The organism is Arsenicicoccus sp. UBA6765 (assembly GCF_002453335.1).
Taxonomy (GTDB): Bacteria; Actinomycetota; Actinomycetes; order Actinomycetales; family Dermatophilaceae; genus Arsenicicoccus; species Arsenicicoccus bolidensis.
In genome coordinates, this window is record NZ_DKGR01000059.1 from 30681 (window position 1) to 50712 (window position 20032).

A 20032-nucleotide genomic window follows, 5' to 3' on the forward strand; every position below is an offset into this window, starting at 1 on the left:
GGGGGCCCCCCGGGGGCCCCGGGGCCCCCGCGCGCCCGGCGGGGGCGGGGGGGATGCCTGCCCGGCCGCCGCCCCGGCGTGACTGCCCGCCGCGCCGCCCGCCGCTCTGCCTGCCTTCGGACCGGCGGTCGCTGCGGCCTTGACCACGGCGGCTCCGACGACCACCGCGGCACCGACCGGCCCCGCGGCCGCACCGGCACCAGCCGCGCCAGCGCCGGCAGCTCCGGCGCCCGCTCCAGCTCCAGCTCCAGCTCCAGCCCCTGCTCCTGCTCCGGCTGATGCGGCGGCGCCGGTGCCCGCCGTGCCGGCTCCCGCGCTGGCCGGGGCCGCAGCCGACGCACCGGGAGGAGGTGGGGGCGGTGTCGAGCCTCCGCCCGCGCCGCCTCCACCACTCGGCGGCTTGCTGCCCGGGTCGGTGCCGCCGTCGAGGACCTTCTTGGCCGTGTCGGCCTGCGGGGCGGACGGCACCGGCACGGGCCGGTTCAGCGCGGACTTCGCCTCCTGCTCGGACGACATCGCGTGGTACATGTCGAAGCCCACGAACGACAGGAACTTGTAGGTGATGTACGGGGCGAACGCGGCGATGAACATCAGCACGACGCCCGCGATCGGGTCGGAGATGGAGGCCAGGTCGGCCTCGATCGGGGCCGAGACCTGCCCGATCGCGACGAGGAAGATCACGACGAGGACGAGCTTGGAGAAGATCAGGGCGATCACGAACGCCGCCCACTTGGCGAACCAGCCCTTCGTCGCATCCCACGTCGCCCCGGCCAGGGCGACCGGGCCGAACACGACCGCCACCAGCAGCAGCGCCTTGCGGATCAGCAGGGAGAACCACACAATCGCCGCCGCCGATATGGCTAGGCCGGCGAAGAAGATCGTGAGGATCGCCCCGACGCCAGGGCCGCCGATGTTGATGGCGCCGAGGGCGACGGCGAGGAGCCCGATCTGGGTCCCCATCCCTTCCATCGTGTTCCCGGTGGCCTGCACGATCCCGACCGCGAGCTGATCGGTCACCTCCAACAGCAGCGCCGTCAGCGTGATGACGAGAAACGAGCCGAGGACGGACTTGGCGAGGCCGAGCGCGGCACGGGACAAGGCGGTCGGGTCGCGGTGGACCAGGCCGGTGATGAGCTGGAGGCAGAAGAAGATCAGCATCACGAACACGGCGACGCCGAAGAGGACGTTGTAGACGCCGACGTACTCGGCGCTCGTGACGTCGACGAGGGTCGTGGTGTCGAACACCCACCACACGGCCTCGAACAGCCACGCCGCCGCCCCCGCCATCGCCTGAGCCAGCCAGTCGAACGGGGCCGCGATCAGGGAGGCGGTGCCCTCGCCCACGGCGTCACAGACGGAGGAGATGACCGGGACGTCGCAGACGCTCACCGCGCCCACCCCCGCCGTCGGAAGTCATGTCGGGTCGTCATTAGACGGCCTGCCCGACGCCCCAGAAGAAGTTCACCAGCGTCACCGCCGCGCCGCAGATGATCGCCGCCCCGCAGCTCACGAGGACGCCGACCTTGCCGCGGCTGGCGAGGTGGGGGTTGCTGCTGTTCGATCCGAGACCCCAGACGATCGCGGAGACGATCAGGGCGAGGACGGAGAGGATCAGGCCCACCGTCATGACGGCGCCGACGATGATGCGCAGCTGCTCGATGCCCGGAAGGCCCGAGCTGTTGGGGTCGATGTCGATCACGGTTGTGCTCCCTTGACTGGTCGAGACGGGGTTCTCGACGGTCAGGTGCGCACTCGCTCCCAGCCGCACAGGCAAGGACGGTCAGAGCCGGGTGCCGACGTCCAGCAGGAAGTTGAGCCAGGCAACGCCGGCACCGGATAGCGCGGCGGCGCCGACCGCGACAAGCAGGCCGGTGCGGGCCTTGGTCGCTGCCTGGTAGTTGCCGGAGGCTCCGCTGATCGCCCAGATGATGGCGCAGACGATGAGCATGAGCACCGCGGTGACGAGCACGAACATCAGCAGCGCGCCGACGATGGAGCGCAGGTCTGCGGCGCCGCCCACGCCGCCGAAGTCGGGGAACACGTCCATCACGCGCCCCCGGCAGTGCACAGGGCGGGGGCGGCATCGCCGCCCGCAATCCCTCCGGCACCGTGTTCGGTGAGCCAGGCGTCGGAGTCCACCGGGTCCGCTCCGGCGCCGCCGGGGTGGATCTGCAGGTGGAGGTGCGGGCCGGTCGAGTGGCCGGAGGAGCCGACGTCTCCGATGTGCTGGCCCGCGGTCACGGTGTCGCCGTCGGCGACGTGGATGCCGTGCTGCCACATGTGCACATACATCGACGCGACCCGCTGCCCGCCGACGGTGTGCTCGATGACGATGATCCCGCCGCCTGCGTCGGTGTAGTTCGCGCGCACCACGACGCCATCGGCGACGGCGTAGATCGGGGTGCCGTCGGGGGCGGCGAAGTCCGAGCCTGCGTGGAAGCGTCGTTCCCCGGTGATCGGGTCGTTGCGCCACCCGAACGGGCTCGTCCGCACCCAGGTTCCCTCGGGAAGCGGGAACACGATCCTGGTCGTCTCGGGCACGACCGGTGTCTCATCCCCGCCGCCGTTGCCGGAGGGCGCGGGGCGGGTGAGGGCGTCGAGGATCGCCTGCGCGACTGGCTGGTAGTTCTGATACCTGTCCGGGTAGGCGCTGACCTCGACGGCCTGGGCGGCCTCGCCGGGGTCGAGCTGCTGCCAGCCGGGGATGTCGAGCAGCCCCCGCGGGGGCGGGTAGTTCGGGCCGGACTCGCCGCCGTAGAACGCCCTGGCCTGGTAAGCCGAGTCCATGAGCTCGGCGACCGTGCCCCAGCCGCTGGCGGGGCGCATCTGGAACAGGCCGAGCGAGTCATGATCAGAACCGTTGCCGTCGTTCGGATAGTTCGCCGACTCGGGGTAGGCGCTGGTGTTGGCGAGCATCCGCAGGGTGGATTCGGTGAGGGCGGCCATGAGCGCGATGAGCACACCGTCGCGGCCGACGCCGGCGGTCTGCCCGCCGACCGTGATGATCGTCGCCGCGTGCGTGAGCTGTTGCCGGTTCAGCGTGACCGTCTCCCCGTTTCGGGTCGTCGTGGTCAGCGAGTCCGGGATCGGGCCGACCGCGAGTGAGCCGGGCGTGCAGACGGCGGCGGTCGCGGAGGTGCCGCCGAGCGCGGCGACGCCCAGCAGGGCCGTGGAGGGCCCGATGAGCAGCAGGGTGAGGGCGAGGACGGCGAGCTTCTTCATCACGACGCTCCCGGCTAGTGCAGCGGGTTGTCGAGCTCGGACAGCCGCAGCACCTCGCACGAACCTGATGCCGCGCCGTGGCCGGGCGTGGGCGGGTTGCAGACGAGGAACACGGTGAACGCGACCGGGCGGGACGCCTCCACCGGCGTCGTGCCCCAGGTGCCGTCGCGGTGCCTCGTGCCCTCGAAGGTGTAGGCGATCGCCCCGGCCGGGATCTGGCCGGGCGCGGCCTGGTCGACGGCGGTCTCCCACGCCTCCGGGATGAACACCTCGTCGATGGTGAGCCACTGGCGCGTCGCATACTGTCGCAGCTGCGCCCACGCCTCCACAGAAGGCAGGTAGGCGCGCACGTCGCCCACGAACGCATCCGCCTCGGAACCGTGGGCGGCATCCGCGAGCACCTGCGCATAGTCCGAGGGCGTGTGCCCGGTCGTGGTGTCCCAGGTGAACAGGGCGGTCGCGACCGCGCGGGCGAACGCTTCCGGGCCGAGGTTCTGCCGGAGCGACTCCAGCTCACCGCCCGGCATCGGGCCGGGCGTCACAGGCGCAGCCGTGGTAGACGGGCGTTCGCTCGACGCCGGGTCGGCCGCGGCGGGGCCGTGGACGAGTCCGTAGATGCCGACGCCGACGAGGATCAGCAGGGCGAGGCCTGCGGCGGTGGCGGCGATCAGCAGGCGACGACGGCGACGGTCATCGGGGGCGGCGGGGTCCATGAACAGGGGTCCTTCCCGGACGGCAACAGGGATGCGTGGTTGCCAGGAAGGTGCGCACCACCGCCCCCCGCCCTGTTCAGGCGGTCTGCTCGGCCCGGTCCTCCCGGGCGGCACGGGCGGCATCGGCGAACGTGACGGTGCCGGCGATCGTCTCCTCGAACCGGGCCCATTGCTCGGTGGTGAGTGCCGGGCCGACATCGGCGGGGTCGTAGTGCTCCCACCACGAGGCCATGTCGTCCCACGTCGCGGTGAACACGCTCAGCGGGAACGGCACCGGGACACCCGGCTCCACCGCCGTCAGCGCGGGCCGCTTCGCCTTCCTGCCGGTCTTGGCGGCCTTGACGCGGGCGAGCGCGGCCTGCGCCAACTGCTCCAGCTCCGCAGCCTTCGCCTCCCGCTCCGCCGCCCGCACCGCATCCGCTTCGGTGCGGGCCTGCTCGCGCAGCTCGGCGGGCTGGGCAGGGTCGGCGGCGAGCTGGTCGAGCTCCGCCAGCGACAGCTCCGCGTTCACGCGCAGATGCGAGGGATAGACGCTGCCGCCGGTCTTGATCTGCTCGACCTCCTGCGCGGCGCGCGCCCGCACCGCCTCGGGCTGGGACTCGTCCGCGGCGAGGTCTTCCAGCCGGCCGATGCGCTCCAACGTCGTGTAGGAGGCGCGGCCAGTGACCATCCGAGCAGCCTGCGCACGGGTCTTGCCCTGCTCGATCTGCGGTGGTGCCAAATTGGCACCACCGTCTTCTGCGTCGTCGGCGGACGCCTGGAACCGGGTGGCCTCCTGTCGGCGCGCGGCGTCCTCGGCCAGCAGGGCCTTCAGCTCGCGGTAGAGGGCGGCGGCTTCGAGCTGGGTGAGGGGCTTGTGGAGCTGGTTGTCGTCCTGCTCCGCGAGGAGCTGCCCGAGCCGGTCGGAGACGCCGGAGCGTACCCACACGTTGACGGTTTTGATGCCGAGCAGCTTGATCGCCGCGAGCCGTCGGGCTCCGCAGATCAGGTGCCCGTCGAGGGTGACCGTGATCGGCTGCAGCAGCCCGTGGCGGCGTATCGACTCGACCAGCGGGATCAGGTCGCCGTGGTCGTGCCTGTGCCGCGCGCCGACGACGATCGAATCGACGGCGCGCTCCAGCTCGATTCGGCCTTCCAGCGGCGTGCTCATCGCCCGCCGCTCCCGGCATCGAATCTGGGTGCGGCGAGCCCGGCGGTGATCACGAGATCGTCGTCTGTGAGGAGTGCGCGCAGCGGCTGGCCGATCAGCAGGCGGCGGAGCATTCCGCGGCCGGCGTTCGTGTGCGCGAGTGCCGGGTCGGGAACGCCGAGCACGGCCCGCAGCAGCGCCGTCCAGGATGCGCCGGGGAGGTCGAGGAGGGCGCGGGCTTGCCGGTCTCGGCGCAGCACCTCGAACGCCGACGCCCGCGAGGACGCCTCCGTGAGCCGGGCAGTGACGTACTCGACCGCGGCCCGCGCGGTCTCTGGCTCCCACCCGACCCGGGTGAGGAACGCGATGGTGTCCTCGATGGCGGCGGTCACGTTCACCGCTCGCTCGGGCGCCGGGTCCTCGTCGTCGGGCTCGTCGTCGGTGAATGGGTCGAACCGGAACGCGGGGTGGTAGTCGGGCAGCGGGTTCTCCCGATCGCTGAACCGCTCCGCATCGTGGAACACCGAGTAGCGGGGACGGCGGGCCTGGTGAACGGAGCACAGCAGCCCGTTGCCGCGCTCCTCCGCGGTGCACGTCACCTGCACCGCCCGCGTGATCACCGCCCACGGGTCCTCCGCCCGGCGGGTCGCGGCACCGCGCATCGCCTCGAATGCCGCGGACGCCGCCTCCCACGGGTCCAGTCCGTGTTTGCGGGCCAGCGCCGCGTACTTGCTCGCCGCGTGCTCCATGAGCGCAGCGGCCTCGGGGTCATGGCGCCACGCTCCGCGCCCCGCCTCGTGGAGGCGGGTGAGCAGGGCGCGCAGCGCTTCCGAATCGTCGAATCGTTCCCGCCGTTTGCGGGCCGTGGCAGTCTCCATGACGGCACCTCCTGACAGGCAGGTGCGCACACGGCCCCCAGCGGCTTGGTTTCGCGCCGTCGCGCCGGGGGCGAACATGGTTACCCGAGCCCGATCCCGGAGCGAGACACCCAGGAGTAGTGCTCCCCGGACCCGCGGCCGAACGCCGTCACGGGCGGCAGCTTCCGGGCACGCTCGCTCACGAACCGGACACCAGTGCGCGCCCCGGTGCGCGCTGCCCGGTACGCCTGGCCGGGAACCCGGCGGGAGCGGCGGGCGAGCTCAGCCTGGAAGTCGATACCCCGTCCCGCAACCCTGGCCGAGCGGGAGACCATCAGGTCGGTCGGGCGCACCCACTCCACGCCCGGCCGTTGCTTCTTCGCCGCCTCCGTGGTGTCTTTGGTCAGCGACGGGTCGCGGTGCCGGGCGAGCGCCGAGGTCTCGCCCTCCCGCGGCGTCTCGTCGCGCTCCGGCCAGTCCGGGGCGCGTTCGACGCGCTCGTGCAGGGCGGTCGTGTGCTGGTCGTCGTTCATGGCGTCTCCTTCTCCTCAGGCCTCGTCAGTGCGGGCGGGGCCGTGAACCAGCGACCCACGGTGGAGGGGTGCACGCCCAGGCGCCGGGCGATGGCCTTGTTCGACCAGCCCTCCTCCTCGCGCAGGCGCGCTGCGAGCTCCCGGCTCGCCTGGCGCACCGGTCCGACCGCCAGCGGCGCTGGCGCAGCATCAGGCACGCGCTCATCAGGCGCAGGCTCCTCGGCGGGCTCGATGCTCGCGGGAAGGGGGCGGGTGAGGATCACGGTGAGGTGCGTGATCGCCAGCAGCACCATCGGCGGTACCGCCGCCACACACGCGGCGAGCACGCTGGGCACGTCGGCGTCGGCCGCGACGACGGCGTGGATCGCGTTCGCCGTCACCGACACCAGCGCACCGGCCGCGAGCAGCAGCCACGGGTACCAAGCCGACCGCTGGCTCGCGAGGGCGACGACAGCGACCGTCGCGACGACGATGATCCCGTCGACGATGAGCGGCCACGCCCAGGCCTGCCCGGCATCCACGCCCGAGCGGCGAGCGAGGTCCGCGAGGGCGGTGAACGAGAGCCAGAACGCGCCGGCCGCGATGAACACCGTCCCGGCCAAGGCCGTCACGACCGCGACCCCGCCGCCCCGCGTCCGTACCGCGGTACTCATAAGAGCACCTGCCCCGTGAGCCGCACCGGCCGTTGCGGCGCATCGCCCTGCCCGACGACGGATGCGGGCCGGGCGTGCGCGACGCGGTACGCAGAACGGATCGTGGTCTCGACCTCTCGCGGCGCAAGGCCGACTCGTTCGCCGGCCGGGGCAAGCGCGTCGACCATCTCCGGCAGCGACATGCCTGCCTCCGCGAGACGGCACGATGCCCAGAACAGGCCGCGGTTGCGCTCGCCCTCGGCGCGCATCCCGACCCACGCGGCCAGCCGTGTGGCATCTTCCGACCGGATCGGGCCGCGTACCTGGTGCGGGGCAGGCTCCGGGCGCGGGTCGAGGAAGTCCCGCAGCCGAGCCGCATCGACCGGTGCGGGCGCACGGTCGGCACCGGCGACGAACTCGTAGGAGCCGGCGCCTGTCACGGCCGAGGGCGGGACGATGATGTAGCCGCCGTCGCCGCGGAAGTCCACATGCGCCTTCGCCGCCTGCCACGACCGCTGCGGCCGGTCCGGGTCGGATGGGAAGTAGAAGTGCGCCCCGCCCGACGCCGACCTGACCGCGGCCAGCCATCCCGGCACCAGGCCGGCACGGCGGGAGCGCTCGAACGCCGCGAACCCGTCACCGCCGGGCTTGCGATCCACATCGACGACCACGACCCCGGAGACAGCGCCGGTCGGGATGCCAATGTTCGCGGACGGCCACCGCCGCCACCACGCCGCCACCTGACGGGCATCGATGGTTGCCGCGTGGAACCCGCCGGGCTGCGCTTCCGGGTTCTCCTCATCGGGCTTCAACAGCGGGTTCTTCGCGCCCGGCACGCACGGCAACACAGGCACCCCAGCAGCCGCGAGCAGCGCGGCGGCCTGTGGCAATGGAAGGGTCGACACCGAGGAGAGGACGCTGGCGACGCTCATCACAGGCTCCTCACCGCGACGTCCGCAGGACGCGACGAACGCGCCGACTCGCCCGGCACCGACTGGGGTGCGATCCGCTTAGAGCCAGCCACACGCGAAGTCCCAGTCGACTCACGGGACAGGCCGGGCGGGTCGCCCGTGCCGACCTGAACGGTGGGTAGCGCGTCGAGAATCGTCACGGCGACCTTGCGGACACGCTCGCCGGTGGCCTGCACAACCTCGGCCGGGTCCTTGTCCTTGACCGTGCCCGCCCAGCCCGAAACATACGGGATCGTGTAGGCGGTGGTGTCCATGCCATGCGCGGCGCCGATCATCAGCGCCACGGACTCGGCCTCGACCTCGCCGACGCCTCGATGCCCGGTCGCATCCGGGCTGTCGGGGCCGTGCAGCATCACATGCGCGAGCTCGTGCGCGAGGGTCTTCACCTGCGCGGCGTCGTCCATGTTCGTCCGCACCGCGACCGTGCGCGCCTGGAAGTCGGTCAGGCCGTTCGCGCCGTGGATCATCCCCTCGTGCTCGACCCGCAGCACCGCGAAGCCCTCGGCCGCCACCAGTGCCGATAGCCCTTCCCATAAGCCGTCCGGTGCCTGGCCTTCCATCAGCGTCGGCGCCGGGCGTTCAGGGATCGGCGGGCCGTCGGTCATCGAGACATCCCAGACACGCACCGGAATCGCGCGGACCATCTTCGACCGGACCGTTTCTCCGGGCTTCGGCTTCTCGTACCTGTCCAGGCGGCGCCATGATCCGGGGTTCTGCGGTGTCGAGGACGCGAACCGCGCCATCAGCGGGGCGAAGATCTGCATCGACCCGCCTGCCAGCGGAGAGCGACCCAGCGCCTTCCATTGCTTGTAACCGGCCACGAAGGTCGGCTCTGGCGCGCTTGTGCGACCTGCCTCGTAGAGATCGAGATGTTGAGCCCAGATCAGCAGCGTGTTGTTGAACGACTTCGCCCGGAACCGGGCCGCGAACTCCAGCGCACGCTTCCAGTCCTCACCCGAGACGAGCTGATCGACTGCAGCCGTTAGCCGCTCATGGAGCTGTTGGAGCCGCGCATCCCGCGCTGCTCGCGCCTCCTCGTCCGTCGCCATCAATGACCTCCTCCCGGCGAGGCCAACGGCACAAGCCGTTGACCCTTGCGACCATGAGGTGCGCCGGGCGGATCAGGAAGAAGAGAGACGGACAACGGACTGGGCCTGTGGCCGTCAGGCTCCGCGATGAACCCGACGTATTTGACGTGTTCTACACGGCAGTCCAAGACCTGTCGACGTCGCCGGCGAAACGTGGGACACGCGTCGAGTGGAGCGGTTCATACGACGAGTCCGCAGAGGTTACCGGCTGGTGTCGTTGACAGCGATAGCGTGGCTTTGTCGATCCTCAGGAACCGTATGTGGTGTGCGCCGGTACTGTGTCGGCGTGATGCCGTAGCGACGGAGAAACCAGTGGGATGCTACGCGCGGATCGCTCCACCCGACTTCGCTTGCGGCACGCATTACGGAAATGTCGGTTTCTTCGATGAGCCGCGCGAATTCGGTGAGCCGGAGTTCAGTGAGTAGACGCATTGGTGCGGCGCCGGCGTACTGTACGAACATGCGGGTGAGGTGGGTCCGTGAGAGGGAGAGTTCGCGTGAGAGCGCTCCAACGGTCCACGGCTCTGCGATGCGCCCGCGAAGCAACCGGATTGCCTGACCGACGTAGCCAATAGATCCGGTGTCGGTCAGTCGTCCATTGATGGGTGTCCACGGTGTCGTGAGGGTGTCCGGCGCTTCGTCCAGAAAAGTCGGCAGTATCAGCCTCATCCATCGTGCGAGAAGCTCGAGAGTGTGAGTCGCGACGACTTCGGGCGAGTGGGTCCCGCTGCGCAGTACGCTCATCTGTCGCCATATCGGCTCGACATGCCGCAGCACAGCGATACCTGGCGCAAGGACGATTGCGCGGCCGTCCCACTCGAGGGGGTGTACTCCTGCGATCACTCGTTCTGCGTCAGGGAGGAACCATGCCATCTGGGTGCGCCAGAACTGCTCGTCGGCGTAGATGGCCCAGATGCGTACGGACGGGGATGGGCGCACGCGGCACCATTTGCCGGTGCCGAGGGCAAGAGACATGCCAGGACGCAGGACGTGCATGCTCTCAGCAGTCTCTAGGGCGCAGGAGCCCTCAACGACGTTGAGTATCTTCGCGTGCCGGAACACGGTACGGCTTGACGGGACCGTACGCACCATCTCTATGGCCGCGATATCTCCTGGCGCTTGAACCGCTGCGTAGGGGGGCGTGAACCTGATCGGTTGAGTGGCCGGCAAGTCGTGCGCGGCCTCGAACGCGTCCTCTGGCGTAGCGGCCACGCTGCGCACGGCACACCGTCAGCTCAGCTTGCCTTCCGAGTCGCGTGGTCGCACGCGATGTTCGCTGAGGATCGAGATCCGATTGAACATGTTGATGGCCGCGGCGACCCACTCCGCGGCCGCGAACTCCGCCTCGGAGAGGGTGCTTCGGGCCTGCGCGAGCTCGACATTCACGGCGGCGTCGAGGGGGAGCCGGGTGGCTGCTTCAGCGATCGCGAGCAAGGCGCGCTCTCGATCGCTGAACAGTGGCGACTCGCGCCAGGCGGCCAAGATGTCGAGTAGTTGCTGATTGACGCCTGCGCGCCTTGCCTGCCGCGAATGCAGATCGAGGCAGAAGACGCATCCGTTCAACTGCGACGCCCGAACCTTGATCAACTCGCTCTCGGCGGGAGTGAGTCCGCGTTGCGATGCGGCTTCAGACACAGCGGTCGCGAACGCAGACGCGGCTTCCCATGCTTCTGGGACGGCCTTGTCCATGTAGGGGCGTGCTCCATGCAAGGTGGACATCAGCGATCATCCTTGGCCGAGCCGCCATCGGAGTCGAGGTCCTTCCTGACCTCGTCCATGTCGAGTCCTCTGACGTTCTCTACCACTTCGGCTAGGGCAGTGGGCGGTAGGGCGCCGGCCTGGCTGAAGACGAGCAACCCCTGGCGGAAGGCGAGCAGAGTGGGAATCGCGGTGATTTGGGCCGCCGCAGTGATGCGCTGCTCCGACTCCGTGTCGAGCTTCGCGTGGACGATGTCGGGATTGTCTTGCGACGACTTCTCGAAGACCGGCGCAAACTGATGGCATGGTGCGCACCAGTCCGCCCAGAAGTCGACGAGAACGATGTCGTTCTGATTGATCGTGACCTCGAAGTTGTCCTCGGTCAGTTCGACGGTTGCCATGTGGGTTCTCCTCTTGTGCGTATGACGATCAGTGGTGGTGTCCGTGGGGGTTGCCAGGGAACCGCGTGTCGACGACATCCGCATACTCCGGATGAGCGCGGATGTACGCGGCGGCGAAGGGGCACGAGACCGTCGCGGTCTTCTTGTCCTCGCGGAGACTGTTGAGGACGCCTCCAAGGAGTCGCGCCGCGACTCCCTTTCCGCGGAACTCGGGGAACACGGGCGTCGCGAGCAGAAGCACCCGGTCGCCGGTTCTGCTGTAGAGCAGGCCGGCGGCGAGCTTGCCGTTCACGGTCGCTTCGTACAGCTCGGACTCGACGTTCTCAGTGATGACGAAGTCTTCGACTGCGTCCGAGGATGCAGCCGGGAGGTCAGTGTCGGCGTCGGTCGCGGTCAAGCCGATCATTCCGTCGGGATGTTTCATGTGTCTCCTATCGCGAGATCTCGGTCAGCGGCCCGGTAGTACCCAGTCGGGTCGGATGAAATGGCACGAGTATCCATTGGGGTGCTTCTGCAGGTAGTCCTGGTGTTCGGGTTCGGCCTCCCAGAACGGGCCGGCTTCGCCCACCTCTGTCACGACTTTTCCTGGCCAGCGGCCGGAAGCGTTGATCGCTTCGATCACGTGGAAGGCGACCTTCCTCTGTCCCTCGGTCGTCGTGAAGATCGCTGATCGGTAACTGCGCCCGATGTCGTTTCCCTGACGGTTCCGAGTGGTGGGATCGTGAATCTGAAAGAAGAACTCCAGCAGTATCTGGAATCGGATGATCGAGGGGTCATAGATCACTTCGAGGGCTTCTGCGTGATCCCCGTGATCCCGGTAGGTTGCGTTGGGGGTGTCGTCGTCGCCGGAGTATCCGACGCGGGTGCTCACGACGCCCGGGAGTGAGCGGAAGAGCTCCTGGGCTCCCCAGAAGCAGCCGCTGGCGAGGATCACTCTCGAGGTCGGCATCGTCTTCTCTCTCTTCACGGCGGGCAGCACGCCCCTTCGGGTCACGATACGGAGCCGGGTGCTGTCCAGGTGGCCTGGCTGTGCAGCGTAATGTCCGCGACCTGCGGCGTTCGGAAGCGGAGCGGGCGGTTGCAGGGAGAAGACAGCTCTCTGCAGGGGCAGGCCACACAGGGCAGAGAAGCGGATCTACCGTCGGAGGAGGCGTCGGAACTCCGGCAAGCCAGCGAACCGTGCCCTACGGTGAGGAGAGATCGTGATATCAGAGCAGATCGATTTCGAGAATGTGCGCTTTGACCCGGATCTCTCTGACTTCCACGAACTTGCGAAGCAGATGGCTGCGGGGTTCGGGTACACGGCGAAGTTGTCGATCGGTGATCGCCTCGCTGCCCTTCTCCGATTGCGGGTTGCTCAGATCAATCCGTGCTCGTACTGCCTGATCCTGCACACGCGTATCGCCGTGGAAGTAGGAATCGGCGCGGCGATGGTGGCGCACCTGGCGAGTTGGCGGCAGAGCACGATGTTCTCCGGTTCCGAAGCACTCGCACTGGCGTACTGCGAAGCGCTGACACGTTACGAGCACGAGCACTTCGATGAGATGCATCAAGGGCTGACGGTGTTCTTCGATGAGCGTGAGATCGCGGAGATCGCAGCCGTCGTCATCAACATGAACGTGTGGACGAGGCTGAAGCTCGCACAAGGCTCCGTGCCGGTGGTATCGCCCGGTGGTGAAGAGTCTGCTCGCGACGCCGAGAGACCAGGCGTCAGGGGAAAGAAAGGGAACCCATCATGACTGACGGATCGTTCAGTGGGCAGGACATCGAGTTCGATCTGCTTCCGCCGGATGAGAGCCTGGACTCGGATCTTCTCGGCGAAGACTCCGATGACGACGGCCCGGGATACTCTCCACCGGAGCGGCGGTCATCCGAACTGTCGTGGGGATTCACTGCACGCGAAGCACGTGCCCGGGAGCCGCTGGCGGCTCGCTTGGCGCGTGAGGTGCCGGAGTACGAACCCGAAGAGCCGATGGGCGACGGGATCGGCGACATCATCGGCACGGACGGCGAGATCCTTGACGACCAGGTCGGATCGGTACGCGCTGGACGGCTGATCTGGACCGAACCCGGCAACCCAGACCCATCCTCCGACTTCTGGGCCTCCGACATCGGCATCGACAACGGTGCCGCCTCCGCCGAAGAAGCGGCTATCCATGTCGTCATCGACGAGGGCGACTATGACCGGCAATAGTCTGGAATCAGACCGGGGAAGCCCGGAAGACCGGCGGAGGCTGTAATGATGCAGCAGACATGGGACTCGCGCAGCATCGATCCACGTGACCGCGTGGAGACGATCCGCACGATGCTCTGCGAGAACCTCGTCCAGACGGACCTGACTCTCGACCCGCAGGGCCGCGAGGCGCATGTGAACGTGTCCTACCAAGACATCGGGCAGCTGAGAGCGTTGTCCGTCAAGACGGTGCCCTCGCTGGCTGCCCTCGCTATGCGTCCCCAGCGGATGATCATGTCGGACGACGACGAGTCATTGTTCGTGGTCTTCCAGCGCGGCAACCGGTCGATGCTGCGCCGTGGCGATGACCAGACCGTGATGACCCCGGGCAGCATCGTCGTTTACCCGAGCACGAGCCCCTACGTCCACGCCTTCGACGAAGGAGTCATCGGGGACTTCTTCCGACTGCCGTTGGGTGTGGTGGGGTTGACGGCGGATCAGGTCGCTGAGGTCTCGGGTGTGGACCTGCAGGAGCGGACCTCGCTGGCGGCGCTGCTGCGGTCCGTGCTCGGGGGCGTGATGGACTCCGAACTCAGCCTTCGCGACGAGGTGGACGTGTTCGCGCCCGTCGCCGACCTGCTGAAAGTCACCCTGCTCAGCGCCCTCACTCCCGACCGCGCCACGACCCGGTATCCGCTGGCCGAGCAGATCGTCACCTACGTGCTCGACAACCTCACCGACCCCGGTCTCGGAGCCGCCCGGATCGCGAAGGACCTGCACGTGTCCGAGCGTCTGCTCTACGCAGAGATGTCCCGCGCGGACATCAGGCTCGCGCAGCTGATCCAGTCCCAGCGCCTGCGTCGCGTCCGCGACGCCCTGACCGCACCGGCCACCATCGACGTCCCCATCGGCATCCTCGCCCAACAGCACGGATTCGTCTCCGCCAGCCACTTCAGCCGCATCTTCCGCGAAGAATTCGGCACCACACCCCGCCAATGGCGCAACAACACCACACCTCGCCCCGATGAGATCCAGGACGAGAGTCGACTGGATCTCCCGCAGCAGATCAGACCAGAGGAGACGTACGGATGAACGAGCCGCTGTCTGATCTCGCCGTCGTTGACGCGGAGGAAGTTCGAGCATCGGATATCCCTCGCGCGCTGACGGCCGCATCGATCCTGTACGAGGACGGGGCGACGCAGGCATTCGCCGAGAACGGCAAGACCGTGTATGTCGAGAACGGAAGACCCACGTTGGGGGAGTGGTACGTGGATGCAGAGGGGCAGTTCTGCTCCTTCTGGCCGCCGGACTACCGAGCGTGCTACGAACTGCGCTGGCTCGTCGAAGATGAGCGGATCACTGGTCTGCGCTTCCGCCGCGGCTCCTACACAGCCGTCGGCCGGTACCAGCTCCCCGGGCCTGACAATGCTGTCAAGGAATGAGCAGGGCGTCTCGGCAACGGGCCAGAAGCTCGTAAAGACGGGCGCGCTCCACCAGCTCGACCTCCATCGTCATGCGTTGAACAACCGAGGACACTTCCTCATGCGCGCGTTCGAGGAGGAGCTCTGCGGCGTCGTTCAGCACCACGCTCCGTTCTCGCCGGGGTCCAGGATCACTCGAGCGGGTCACCAGCCCCCGCTTCTCCAGTCCCTGGAGCAGCACGTTCATCGACTGACGGGACACGAACGCGCGTCGGGCGAGCTCGGAGCTCGTGATACCTGGCGTGTCCTGCAAGGCGGTCAAGCACGCGTACTGCGGCACACTCAGCGCGAGCGGGCGAAGCCGATCGTCCATTCGCTGGTTCAGGAGCGACTGCGTCTCCTTGATCAACACCCCCAACGACTCCGGGCTCCGGTCCAATGCATCCATGTCAATAGTTTGACACACACTCCACTGAGTGTCAGGATATTGACACTGGCGTTATTGAACAGAACAGGAGCTTGCTCATGGCAGCAACAACCACCGGCCCGGACTTCATCTCTTTCCAGGTGCGGGACCGCGCCGTCTCCGCGGAGTTCTACGACAAGCTCGTCGGACTCACACGGCTCCCAGACTCGAACCCGGCAGCGACCGTCTTCTCCGCAGAAGGAACCGCGTTCGCCGTCCGCGACCCGTTCCCGGGCGTGGATCTCGACGCGATCCCTCAGCTCGGCGCCGGCATCGGCGTCTGGTTCCACAACGATGACGCGGAACGCGTGCACGCACGACTCGTCGACGCGGGAGTGGCGATCGTGCAGGAACCGGTCGAGGGGCCGTTCGGCCTGCAGTTCTCGTTCCGAGACCCCGACGGCTACGTCGTCACCATCCACGCCCGCGCCTAACACCACCATGGCGCAGCACACCCTCTCGGTCCCAGTGCTCGGGCCGTGGTCGTTGCGCACCAGCAAGCGGTTCTGGGAAGAGTTCACCCCTACCGCGATCGAGTCCGGCGGCGACCCGGACGTCCTCTCCGCACGCTTTGTGAGCGAGCACGACTGGACGTCCGTATCCGCCCACGTCACCCAGAGCGGGGAGAGCGCCCAGATCGGTCTGTCCGGCCCGGGCGATCTGACCGCAGCCGCCGAGCAGGTGCGGCGCTTCCTCTCTCTCGATGTGGACGCGCGGGAATGGCCGGCCGTCGGCGATCGCGACCCGATCGTCGCCACCGCCCAAAGGGCGCTCCCCGGATATCGCCCGTGCGGCTTCCATTCCCCGTACGAAGCCGCAGCCTGGTGCGTCTTGTCGCAGCGCACCCGCGTCCCGGTCGCTGCCCGACTCCGCCGCGACCTTATCGTCGCGCACGGCAACGACGGGGTGTTTCCCGCGCCCGATGCGCTCATCCGCGCCATCGACGCCGAAGAACTAGACCTACCCGGTCGGAAGCCAGAGTATCTCCGAGCTGTCGCAGAGGCCGCACTCACCGGGCTGCTCAACGGTCCTCGGCTCCGAACGATGCCCGAAGAATCGGCTCGCCGCGACCTGCTCACGGTGACAGGCATCGGCCCGTTCGCCACGGACCTCATCCTTATCCGCGGCGCCAACGCCCAGGACATCCTTCCGCGCGCGGAACGCCGCCTCTACGCCGAGATCTCCTACCAGTACGGGCCCGACTCGGTGCTCGAGGAGGTCGCGGAACGCTGGCGCCCCTTCCGCTCCTGGGCCGCCGTCCACCTCCGTGCGCTCCGAGAGCAGCGCACCCGTGAGATGGGCTGATCGATGACGTTACGGCTCTTCGATAGTGGAACGTCATCGCTACGCACGTTCGCGCCCCTGCGACCGGGCCACGTCGGCATCTATCTGTGCGGTCCGACTGTTCAGGCTCCGCCGCACGTCGGTCATCTCCGATCCGCAGTGGTCTTCGACCAGCTGCGACGATGGCTCCAGATCGGCCACGAGCTCGACGTGACCCTGGTGCGAAACATCACCGACCTGGACGACAAGATTCTTGCCGCGAGCCAGACGGCGGGCGTTCCATGGTGGGCGTGGGCGGCTCGTCATGAGAGGGCGTTCGCCGACGCTTATCGCAAGATCGGTATCTTGCCGCCGACGATCGAGCCGCGCGCGACAGGGCACACCGCCGAGATGCTTACCTTCATCGACCGGCTGATCGCCCGGGGCCACGCGTACCGAGCGGGAGGGGAAGCGGGGGACGTCTACTTCGACGTCTCATCATGGCCCGGCTACGGGTCTTTGACCTCACAGGAGCACGGCACTCTCCGCGGAGACGAACATACCGATCAGGCAACAGAGAAACGTGACCCTCGCGACTTCGCGCTCTGGAAGTCGGCTCCCCCGGACGCGGGGGCCAGCGAGGAGATCGTTGCTCCTGCGGCATGGGCTTCGCCTTACGGGCCGGGACGCCCCGGATGGCATCTGAGCTGTTCGACAATGATTCTCCGCTACCTGGGAGAGAGCTTCGACATCCACGGTGGCGGGCTCGACCTGCGCTTTCCTCATCATGAGAACGAACAGGCGCAGTCCCGTGCCGCCGGATACGGATTCGCGCGCTACTGGATGCACAACGGCTGGGTCACGTCCGGCGGCGACAAGATCAGCAAATCCCTCGGCAACGCGACACCCCTCGACGAGCTACTGCAGCACATGCGTCCTCTCGACCTGCGCTACTACCTCGGATCGGCCCACTATCGGTCGAACCTGGAACTGACCGACTCCGCCCTGCGATCCGCCGCGGCGGCGATGCGCAGGATCGAAGACTTCATCACCCGGAGCGCCAACCACTCGAGGCGCGCGGCGGACGCGGACATGCTGCCGGTCGCATTCCGAAACGCCTTGGATGACGACCTCAACATCCCCATGGCACTCGCGGTCCTCCATGACGAAGTCAGGCGGGGCAACACCGCCCTCGCCCAGCACGACGCGCGGACCGGTGCCGACACGCTGGATGCGGTGCTCGCCATGACTGACGTCCTCGGCATCAACCCGCGCGACAGCCCGTGGGACGAATCAACGGCCACACCCCCGCGCGCCGAGCGCGCACTGGAGGCCCTGATCGCACAGGCGCTCGACCAGCGAGCCCAGGCACGTGCGGCCGGAGACTTCCGCACTGCAGACCGTATCCGTGACGAACTCGACGCCGCCGGGATCGTGCTCAACGACAGCCAGTCAGGTACGACATGGGGCTTCACCGAAGGCCATACCTCATAGCCCGGAACAACAACAGGAGGATTCTTGAAGTCACAGCCCACTCCCAGGCTCACGGGACCAAACCGCGTCACCCCGGCGTTATCAACAGTGACGCCGCAGCCAGCGGCGCCGAACAAGGAGGACATCGTGTCGCACGACTACAGCAAGACTTCTGAGGCCCTGAGCCGCCTCAACGACCAGCAGTACCGCGTCACCCAGAAGGACGGCACCGAGCCGGCCTTCCGCAACGAGTACTGGGACAACCACGAGGACGGCCTGTACGTGGACGTCGTCTCCGGACAGCCGCTGTTCTCATCCACCGACAAGTACGACAGCGGAACCGGATGGCCCAGCTTCACCAAGCCGGTCGTCGCTGACGCCGTTCACACGAAGACGGACCGATCCCTCTGGATGCCCCGCACCGAGGTCCGCTCTACCGGGGCGGACAGCCACCTCGGGCACGTCTTCGACGACGGCCCCGCGAACGCCGGCGGCCTGCGCTACTGCATGAACTCCGCCGCGCTGCGGTTCATCCCCGTCTCCGACCTGGAGGCCGAGGGGTATGGAGAGTTCCGCTCACTGTTCGAGACCACCACCACGACCACGAAGGAGCACGCATCATGACCAGTGGAATTCACGACACCGGAGAGGTCACCCGCACACCCGGCACCGAGACGGCCGTCCTGGCCGGCGGCTGCTTCTGGGGCGTGGACGAGCTCATCCGCAAGCAGCCGGGCGTGATCAGCACCCGCGCCGGATACACCGGCGGGCAGAACGATCACGCCACCTACCGCAACCACCCCGGCCACGCCGAGGCCGTGGAGATCGTCTTCGACCCATCGAAGACGACGTACCGGGACATCCTGGCGTTCTTCTTCCAGATCCACGACCCGTCGACCCTGAACCGTCAGGGCAACGACATCGGCACCAGCTACCGGTCGGCGATCTTCCCGCTCACCCCCGAGCAGGAGCAGGTCGCCAAGGAGACGATCGCCGACGTCGATGCCTCCGGTCTGTGGCCAGGATCGGCTGTCACCACGATCGAGCCCGCCGGCCCGTTCTGGGAGGCCGAGCCTGAGCACCAGGACTACCTCCAGCGGTATCCGAACGGCTACAACTGCCACTACCCTCGTGCCGGCTGGGTCCTGCCCCGCCGCATCCAGGCGACCGAGGCTTCCGTCTGACCATGTCCACGTGGGGGCGTGCCACCGCTGAGCCGGTGGCACGCCCCCGCGTCATCAGTGACGGAGGAATGATGCGGAACGACCGTGAACGAAGATGAAGACAACGCGGTGGAGCGACGTCGCGCAGCGTCAGCCGCAGTCCTCACATGCGCAGACCTGACCGATGCGCTCGGCCGGAAGCACCGTCACCGCGCCCATATCACCGGGCTCGTCAGCCCGGCACCCGAACGCATCCTGTTCGGGCGCGTCGCGACGATCTCCTTCTTCCCGACCTGCCACGCCATACTTGACCCGGAGGAATACACCTTCGGACGGCTGTTCCACCAGGCCGTCGACGGATCACCAGCCAATCCCGGCAACACGGTCCTCGTGATGGCCAGCAACGGCCACAGCTCGACGTCTCTCGCCGGTGGAACGAAGCTCTCCCGTGCGACCAACGTCGGCCTCGCCGGCGTCCTAACTGACGGACGCCTTCGCGACTTCGACGAACTGGCCGCGGAACCGTTCGCCGCATGGTGCTCGGGAGAGGCCGTCGCCTGGGGTGGAGCAGTGGTCACGCCGTTTCAGGCAAATATTCCCGTCGTCATCGAAGGAGTGGGCATCTATCCGGGCCAGTACATCTTCTGCGACTCATCGGGAGCCGTCGTCATCCCCGACAGCGACATCGACGAAGTGCTTGAGACCGCCCATCAGGTCCGTGCCGACGACAGCGCGTCCCGTGACCTGATCGCGCGGGAAGGTCGCAACGAAGGCTTGACGCGCGAGCGGTGACCTCACGGTCCCGGTGGTGTGGTGTTGTTGCGCCATT

Annotated in this window: 27 protein-coding genes; 10 read left to right on the forward strand and 17 right to left on the reverse strand. The window is 68.0% G+C overall.

What is annotated here, in order from left to right; all coding sequences use genetic code 11:
• The 16 genes from B4K29_RS16440 to msrA (B4K29_RS16515) form a co-directional block, all read right to left on the reverse strand.
• A partial coding sequence (locus B4K29_RS16440; protein WP_286968189.1) for a conjugal transfer protein TrbL occupies positions 1 to 1389 on the reverse strand: 1389 nt, incomplete at its 3' end.
• 40 nt (positions 1390 to 1429) lie between these two features.
• Positions 1430 to 1699 (reverse strand): DUF6112 family protein, encoded by a 270-nt coding sequence (locus B4K29_RS16445; RefSeq protein WP_020627604.1) that lies wholly within the window; start codon positions 1697 to 1699, stop codon positions 1430 to 1432.
• Between the two features lie 81 nt (positions 1700 to 1780).
• A complete protein-coding gene (locus B4K29_RS16450) occupies positions 1781 to 2047 on the reverse strand; it encodes a DUF6112 family protein (RefSeq protein ID WP_043281856.1) in 267 nt (88 codons plus the stop codon).
• The gene (locus tag B4K29_RS16455; RefSeq protein ID WP_286968196.1) at positions 2047 to 3222 is read right to left on the reverse strand and encodes a M23 family metallopeptidase; all 1176 of its coding nucleotides are present in this window, start codon (positions 3220 to 3222) and stop codon (positions 2047 to 2049) included. Before B4K29_RS16455 ends, B4K29_RS16450 begins: the two co-directional genes overlap by 1 nt.
• Positions 3223 to 3236: 14 nt before the next feature.
• Positions 3237 to 3935 carry a hypothetical protein gene (locus tag B4K29_RS16460; protein WP_020627601.1) on the reverse strand — a complete coding sequence of 233 codons (699 nt, stop codon included), beginning with the start codon at positions 3933 to 3935 and terminating at the stop codon, positions 3237 to 3239.
• A gap of 76 nt (positions 3936 to 4011) precedes the next feature.
• Positions 4012 to 5085 (reverse strand): ParB N-terminal domain-containing protein, encoded by a 1074-nt coding sequence (locus B4K29_RS16465; RefSeq protein WP_020627600.1) that lies wholly within the window; start codon positions 5083 to 5085, stop codon positions 4012 to 4014.
• On the reverse strand, positions 5082 to 5942 hold the full coding sequence (locus tag B4K29_RS16470) for a hypothetical protein (RefSeq protein WP_043281843.1): 861 nt from the start codon (positions 5940 to 5942) through the stop codon (positions 5082 to 5084). Before B4K29_RS16470 ends, B4K29_RS16465 begins: the two co-directional genes overlap by 4 nt.
• 80 nt (positions 5943 to 6022) lie before the next feature.
• On the reverse strand, positions 6023 to 6454 hold the full coding sequence (locus B4K29_RS16475; RefSeq protein ID WP_020627598.1) for a hypothetical protein: 432 nt from the start codon (positions 6452 to 6454) through the stop codon (positions 6023 to 6025).
• Positions 6451 to 7107, reverse strand: a complete 657-nt coding sequence (locus B4K29_RS16480; protein WP_020627597.1) for a DUF2637 domain-containing protein — start codon at positions 7105 to 7107, stop codon at positions 6451 to 6453. Before B4K29_RS16480 ends, B4K29_RS16475 begins: the two co-directional genes overlap by 4 nt.
• Positions 7104 to 8018: a bifunctional DNA primase/polymerase gene (locus tag B4K29_RS16485; RefSeq protein ID WP_020627596.1), complete on the reverse strand. Its 915-nt coding sequence runs from the start codon at positions 8016 to 8018 to the stop codon at positions 7104 to 7106. Before B4K29_RS16485 ends, B4K29_RS16480 begins: the two co-directional genes overlap by 4 nt.
• Positions 8018 to 9106, reverse strand: a complete 1089-nt coding sequence (locus B4K29_RS16490; protein WP_070708795.1) for an ImmA/IrrE family metallo-endopeptidase — start codon at positions 9104 to 9106, stop codon at positions 8018 to 8020. Before B4K29_RS16490 ends, B4K29_RS16485 begins: the two co-directional genes overlap by 1 nt.
• Positions 9107 to 9346: 240 nt before the next feature.
• A complete protein-coding gene (locus tag B4K29_RS16495) occupies positions 9347 to 10120 on the reverse strand; it encodes an AraC family transcriptional regulator (protein WP_168167988.1) in 774 nt (257 codons plus the stop codon).
• Positions 10121 to 10375: 255 nt separating this feature from the next.
• Complete coding sequence (locus B4K29_RS16500; protein ID WP_020627594.1) at positions 10376 to 10864, reverse strand: carboxymuconolactone decarboxylase family protein; 489 nt, start codon at positions 10862 to 10864, stop codon at positions 10376 to 10378.
• The gene (trxA, locus tag B4K29_RS16505) at positions 10864 to 11244 is read right to left on the reverse strand and encodes a thioredoxin (RefSeq protein WP_020627593.1); all 381 of its coding nucleotides are present in this window, start codon (positions 11242 to 11244) and stop codon (positions 10864 to 10866) included. Before trxA ends, B4K29_RS16500 begins: the two co-directional genes overlap by 1 nt.
• A gap of 28 nt (positions 11245 to 11272) precedes the next feature.
• The gene (locus tag B4K29_RS16510) at positions 11273 to 11668 is read right to left on the reverse strand and encodes a GNAT family N-acetyltransferase (protein ID WP_286968202.1); all 396 of its coding nucleotides are present in this window, start codon (positions 11666 to 11668) and stop codon (positions 11273 to 11275) included.
• 24 nt (positions 11669 to 11692) lie between these two features.
• Positions 11693 to 12193, reverse strand: coding sequence for a peptide-methionine (S)-S-oxide reductase MsrA (gene msrA / locus B4K29_RS16515; protein ID WP_043281847.1), 501 nt, complete (start codon positions 12191 to 12193; stop codon positions 11693 to 11695).
• Positions 12194 to 12446: 253 nt separating this feature from the next.
• On the opposite strand from msrA (B4K29_RS16515), the gene B4K29_RS16520 reads away from it, so the two are divergent.
• Genes B4K29_RS16520 through B4K29_RS16535 form a run of 4 tightly spaced genes read left to right on the forward strand, consistent with a single transcriptional unit; the run spans position 12447 to position 14859 of the window.
• Positions 12447 to 12983 carry a carboxymuconolactone decarboxylase family protein gene (locus B4K29_RS16520; RefSeq protein ID WP_020627590.1) on the forward strand — a complete coding sequence of 179 codons (537 nt, stop codon included), beginning with the start codon at positions 12447 to 12449 and terminating at the stop codon, positions 12981 to 12983.
• Positions 12980 to 13438 carry a DUF5709 domain-containing protein gene (locus tag B4K29_RS16525; RefSeq protein ID WP_020627589.1) on the forward strand — a complete coding sequence of 153 codons (459 nt, stop codon included), beginning with the start codon at positions 12980 to 12982 and terminating at the stop codon, positions 13436 to 13438. The genes B4K29_RS16520 and B4K29_RS16525 overlap by 4 nt, the downstream gene beginning before the upstream one ends.
• A gap of 45 nt (positions 13439 to 13483) precedes the next feature.
• Positions 13484 to 14509, forward strand: coding sequence for a helix-turn-helix domain-containing protein (locus B4K29_RS16530; protein ID WP_101966225.1), 1026 nt, complete (start codon positions 13484 to 13486; stop codon positions 14507 to 14509).
• The gene (locus tag B4K29_RS16535) at positions 14506 to 14859 is read left to right on the forward strand and encodes a hypothetical protein (RefSeq protein ID WP_070708719.1); all 354 of its coding nucleotides are present in this window, start codon (positions 14506 to 14508) and stop codon (positions 14857 to 14859) included. Before B4K29_RS16530 ends, B4K29_RS16535 begins: the two co-directional genes overlap by 4 nt.
• Here the strand turns inward: B4K29_RS16535 and B4K29_RS16540 are convergent.
• Complete coding sequence (locus B4K29_RS16540) at positions 14849 to 15286, reverse strand: MarR family winged helix-turn-helix transcriptional regulator (protein WP_020621643.1); 438 nt, start codon at positions 15284 to 15286, stop codon at positions 14849 to 14851. The two genes, B4K29_RS16535 and B4K29_RS16540, sit on opposite strands and share 11 nt — an antisense overlap.
• Positions 15287 to 15363: 77 nt before the next feature.
• Here B4K29_RS16540 and B4K29_RS16545 point away from each other — a divergent pair, with 77 nt between their 5' ends.
• The 6 genes from B4K29_RS16545 (at position 15364) to B4K29_RS16570 (ending at position 19995) form a co-directional block, all read left to right on the forward strand.
• A complete protein-coding gene (locus tag B4K29_RS16545) occupies positions 15364 to 15738 on the forward strand; it encodes a VOC family protein (protein ID WP_251204187.1) in 375 nt (124 codons plus the stop codon).
• A gap of 7 nt (positions 15739 to 15745) precedes the next feature.
• Positions 15746 to 16609, forward strand: coding sequence for a DNA-3-methyladenine glycosylase family protein (locus B4K29_RS16550; protein WP_070708718.1), 864 nt, complete (start codon positions 15746 to 15748; stop codon positions 16607 to 16609).
• Between the two features lie 3 nt (positions 16610 to 16612).
• Positions 16613 to 18061 (forward strand): cysteine--tRNA ligase, encoded by a 1449-nt coding sequence (gene cysS, locus B4K29_RS16555; RefSeq protein ID WP_070708717.1) that lies wholly within the window; start codon positions 16613 to 16615, stop codon positions 18059 to 18061.
• Between the two features lie 126 nt (positions 18062 to 18187).
• On the forward strand, positions 18188 to 18664 hold the full coding sequence (msrB, locus tag B4K29_RS16560; RefSeq protein ID WP_020625393.1) for a peptide-methionine (R)-S-oxide reductase MsrB: 477 nt from the start codon (positions 18188 to 18190) through the stop codon (positions 18662 to 18664).
• Positions 18661 to 19224: a peptide-methionine (S)-S-oxide reductase MsrA gene (msrA, locus tag B4K29_RS16565; protein WP_020625394.1), complete on the forward strand. Its 564-nt coding sequence runs from the start codon at positions 18661 to 18663 to the stop codon at positions 19222 to 19224. The genes msrB and msrA (B4K29_RS16565) overlap by 4 nt, the downstream gene beginning before the upstream one ends.
• Positions 19225 to 19308: 84 nt before the next feature.
• Positions 19309 to 19995 carry an RraA family protein gene (locus B4K29_RS16570; RefSeq protein WP_240739669.1) on the forward strand — a complete coding sequence of 229 codons (687 nt, stop codon included), beginning with the start codon at positions 19309 to 19311 and terminating at the stop codon, positions 19993 to 19995.
• The last annotated feature ends 37 nt before the right edge of the window (positions 19996 to 20032 follow it).

Bases quoted from the DNA above. Each gene is read 5' to 3' on its own strand.
- B4K29_RS16450 (WP_043281856.1), bottom strand. From the start codon at position 2,047: ATGGACGTGTTCCCCGACTTCGGCGGCGTGGGCGGCGCCGCAGACCTG.
- B4K29_RS16455 (WP_286968196.1), bottom strand. From the start codon at position 3,222: ATGAAGAAGCTCGCCGTCCTCGCCCTCACCCTGCTGCTCATCGGGCCC.
- B4K29_RS16460 (WP_020627601.1), bottom strand. From the start codon at position 3,935: ATGGACCCCGCCGCCCCCGATGACCGTCGCCGTCGTCGCCTGCTGATC.
- B4K29_RS16465 (WP_020627600.1), bottom strand. From the start codon at position 5,085: ATGAGCACGCCGCTGGAAGGCCGAATCGAGCTGGAGCGCGCCGTCGAT.
- B4K29_RS16470 (WP_043281843.1), bottom strand. From the start codon at position 5,942: ATGGAGACTGCCACGGCCCGCAAACGGCGGGAACGATTCGACGATTCG.
- B4K29_RS16475 (WP_020627598.1), bottom strand. From the start codon at position 6,454: ATGAACGACGACCAGCACACGACCGCCCTGCACGAGCGCGTCGAACGC.
- B4K29_RS16480 (WP_020627597.1), bottom strand. From the start codon at position 7,107: ATGAGTACCGCGGTACGGACGCGGGGCGGCGGGGTCGCGGTCGTGACG.
- B4K29_RS16485 (WP_020627596.1), bottom strand. From the start codon at position 8,018: ATGAGCGTCGCCAGCGTCCTCTCCTCGGTGTCGACCCTTCCATTGCCA.
- B4K29_RS16490 (WP_070708795.1), bottom strand. From the start codon at position 9,106: ATGGCGACGGACGAGGAGGCGCGAGCAGCGCGGGATGCGCGGCTCCAA.
- B4K29_RS16495 (WP_168167988.1), bottom strand. From the start codon at position 10,120: ATGTCTCTTGCCCTCGGCACCGGCAAATGGTGCCGCGTGCGCCCATCC.
- B4K29_RS16500 (WP_020627594.1), bottom strand. From the start codon at position 10,864: ATGTCCACCTTGCATGGAGCACGCCCCTACATGGACAAGGCCGTCCCA.
- trxA (WP_020627593.1), bottom strand. From the start codon at position 11,244: ATGGCAACCGTCGAACTGACCGAGGACAACTTCGAGGTCACGATCAAT.
- B4K29_RS16510 (WP_286968202.1), bottom strand. From the start codon at position 11,668: ATGAAACATCCCGACGGAATGATCGGCTTGACCGCGACCGACGCCGAC.
- msrA (WP_043281847.1), bottom strand. From the start codon at position 12,193: ATGCCGACCTCGAGAGTGATCCTCGCCAGCGGCTGCTTCTGGGGAGCC.
- B4K29_RS16525 (WP_020627589.1), top strand. From the start codon at position 12,980: ATGACTGACGGATCGTTCAGTGGGCAGGACATCGAGTTCGATCTGCTT.
- B4K29_RS16530 (WP_101966225.1), top strand. From the start codon at position 13,484: ATGATGCAGCAGACATGGGACTCGCGCAGCATCGATCCACGTGACCGC.
- B4K29_RS16535 (WP_070708719.1), top strand. From the start codon at position 14,506: ATGAACGAGCCGCTGTCTGATCTCGCCGTCGTTGACGCGGAGGAAGTT.
- B4K29_RS16540 (WP_020621643.1), bottom strand. From the start codon at position 15,286: ATGGATGCATTGGACCGGAGCCCGGAGTCGTTGGGGGTGTTGATCAAG.
- B4K29_RS16545 (WP_251204187.1), top strand. From the start codon at position 15,364: ATGGCAGCAACAACCACCGGCCCGGACTTCATCTCTTTCCAGGTGCGG.
- B4K29_RS16550 (WP_070708718.1), top strand. From the start codon at position 15,746: ATGGCGCAGCACACCCTCTCGGTCCCAGTGCTCGGGCCGTGGTCGTTG.
- cysS (WP_070708717.1), top strand. From the start codon at position 16,613: ATGACGTTACGGCTCTTCGATAGTGGAACGTCATCGCTACGCACGTTC.
- msrA (WP_020625394.1), top strand. From the start codon at position 18,661: ATGACCAGTGGAATTCACGACACCGGAGAGGTCACCCGCACACCCGGC.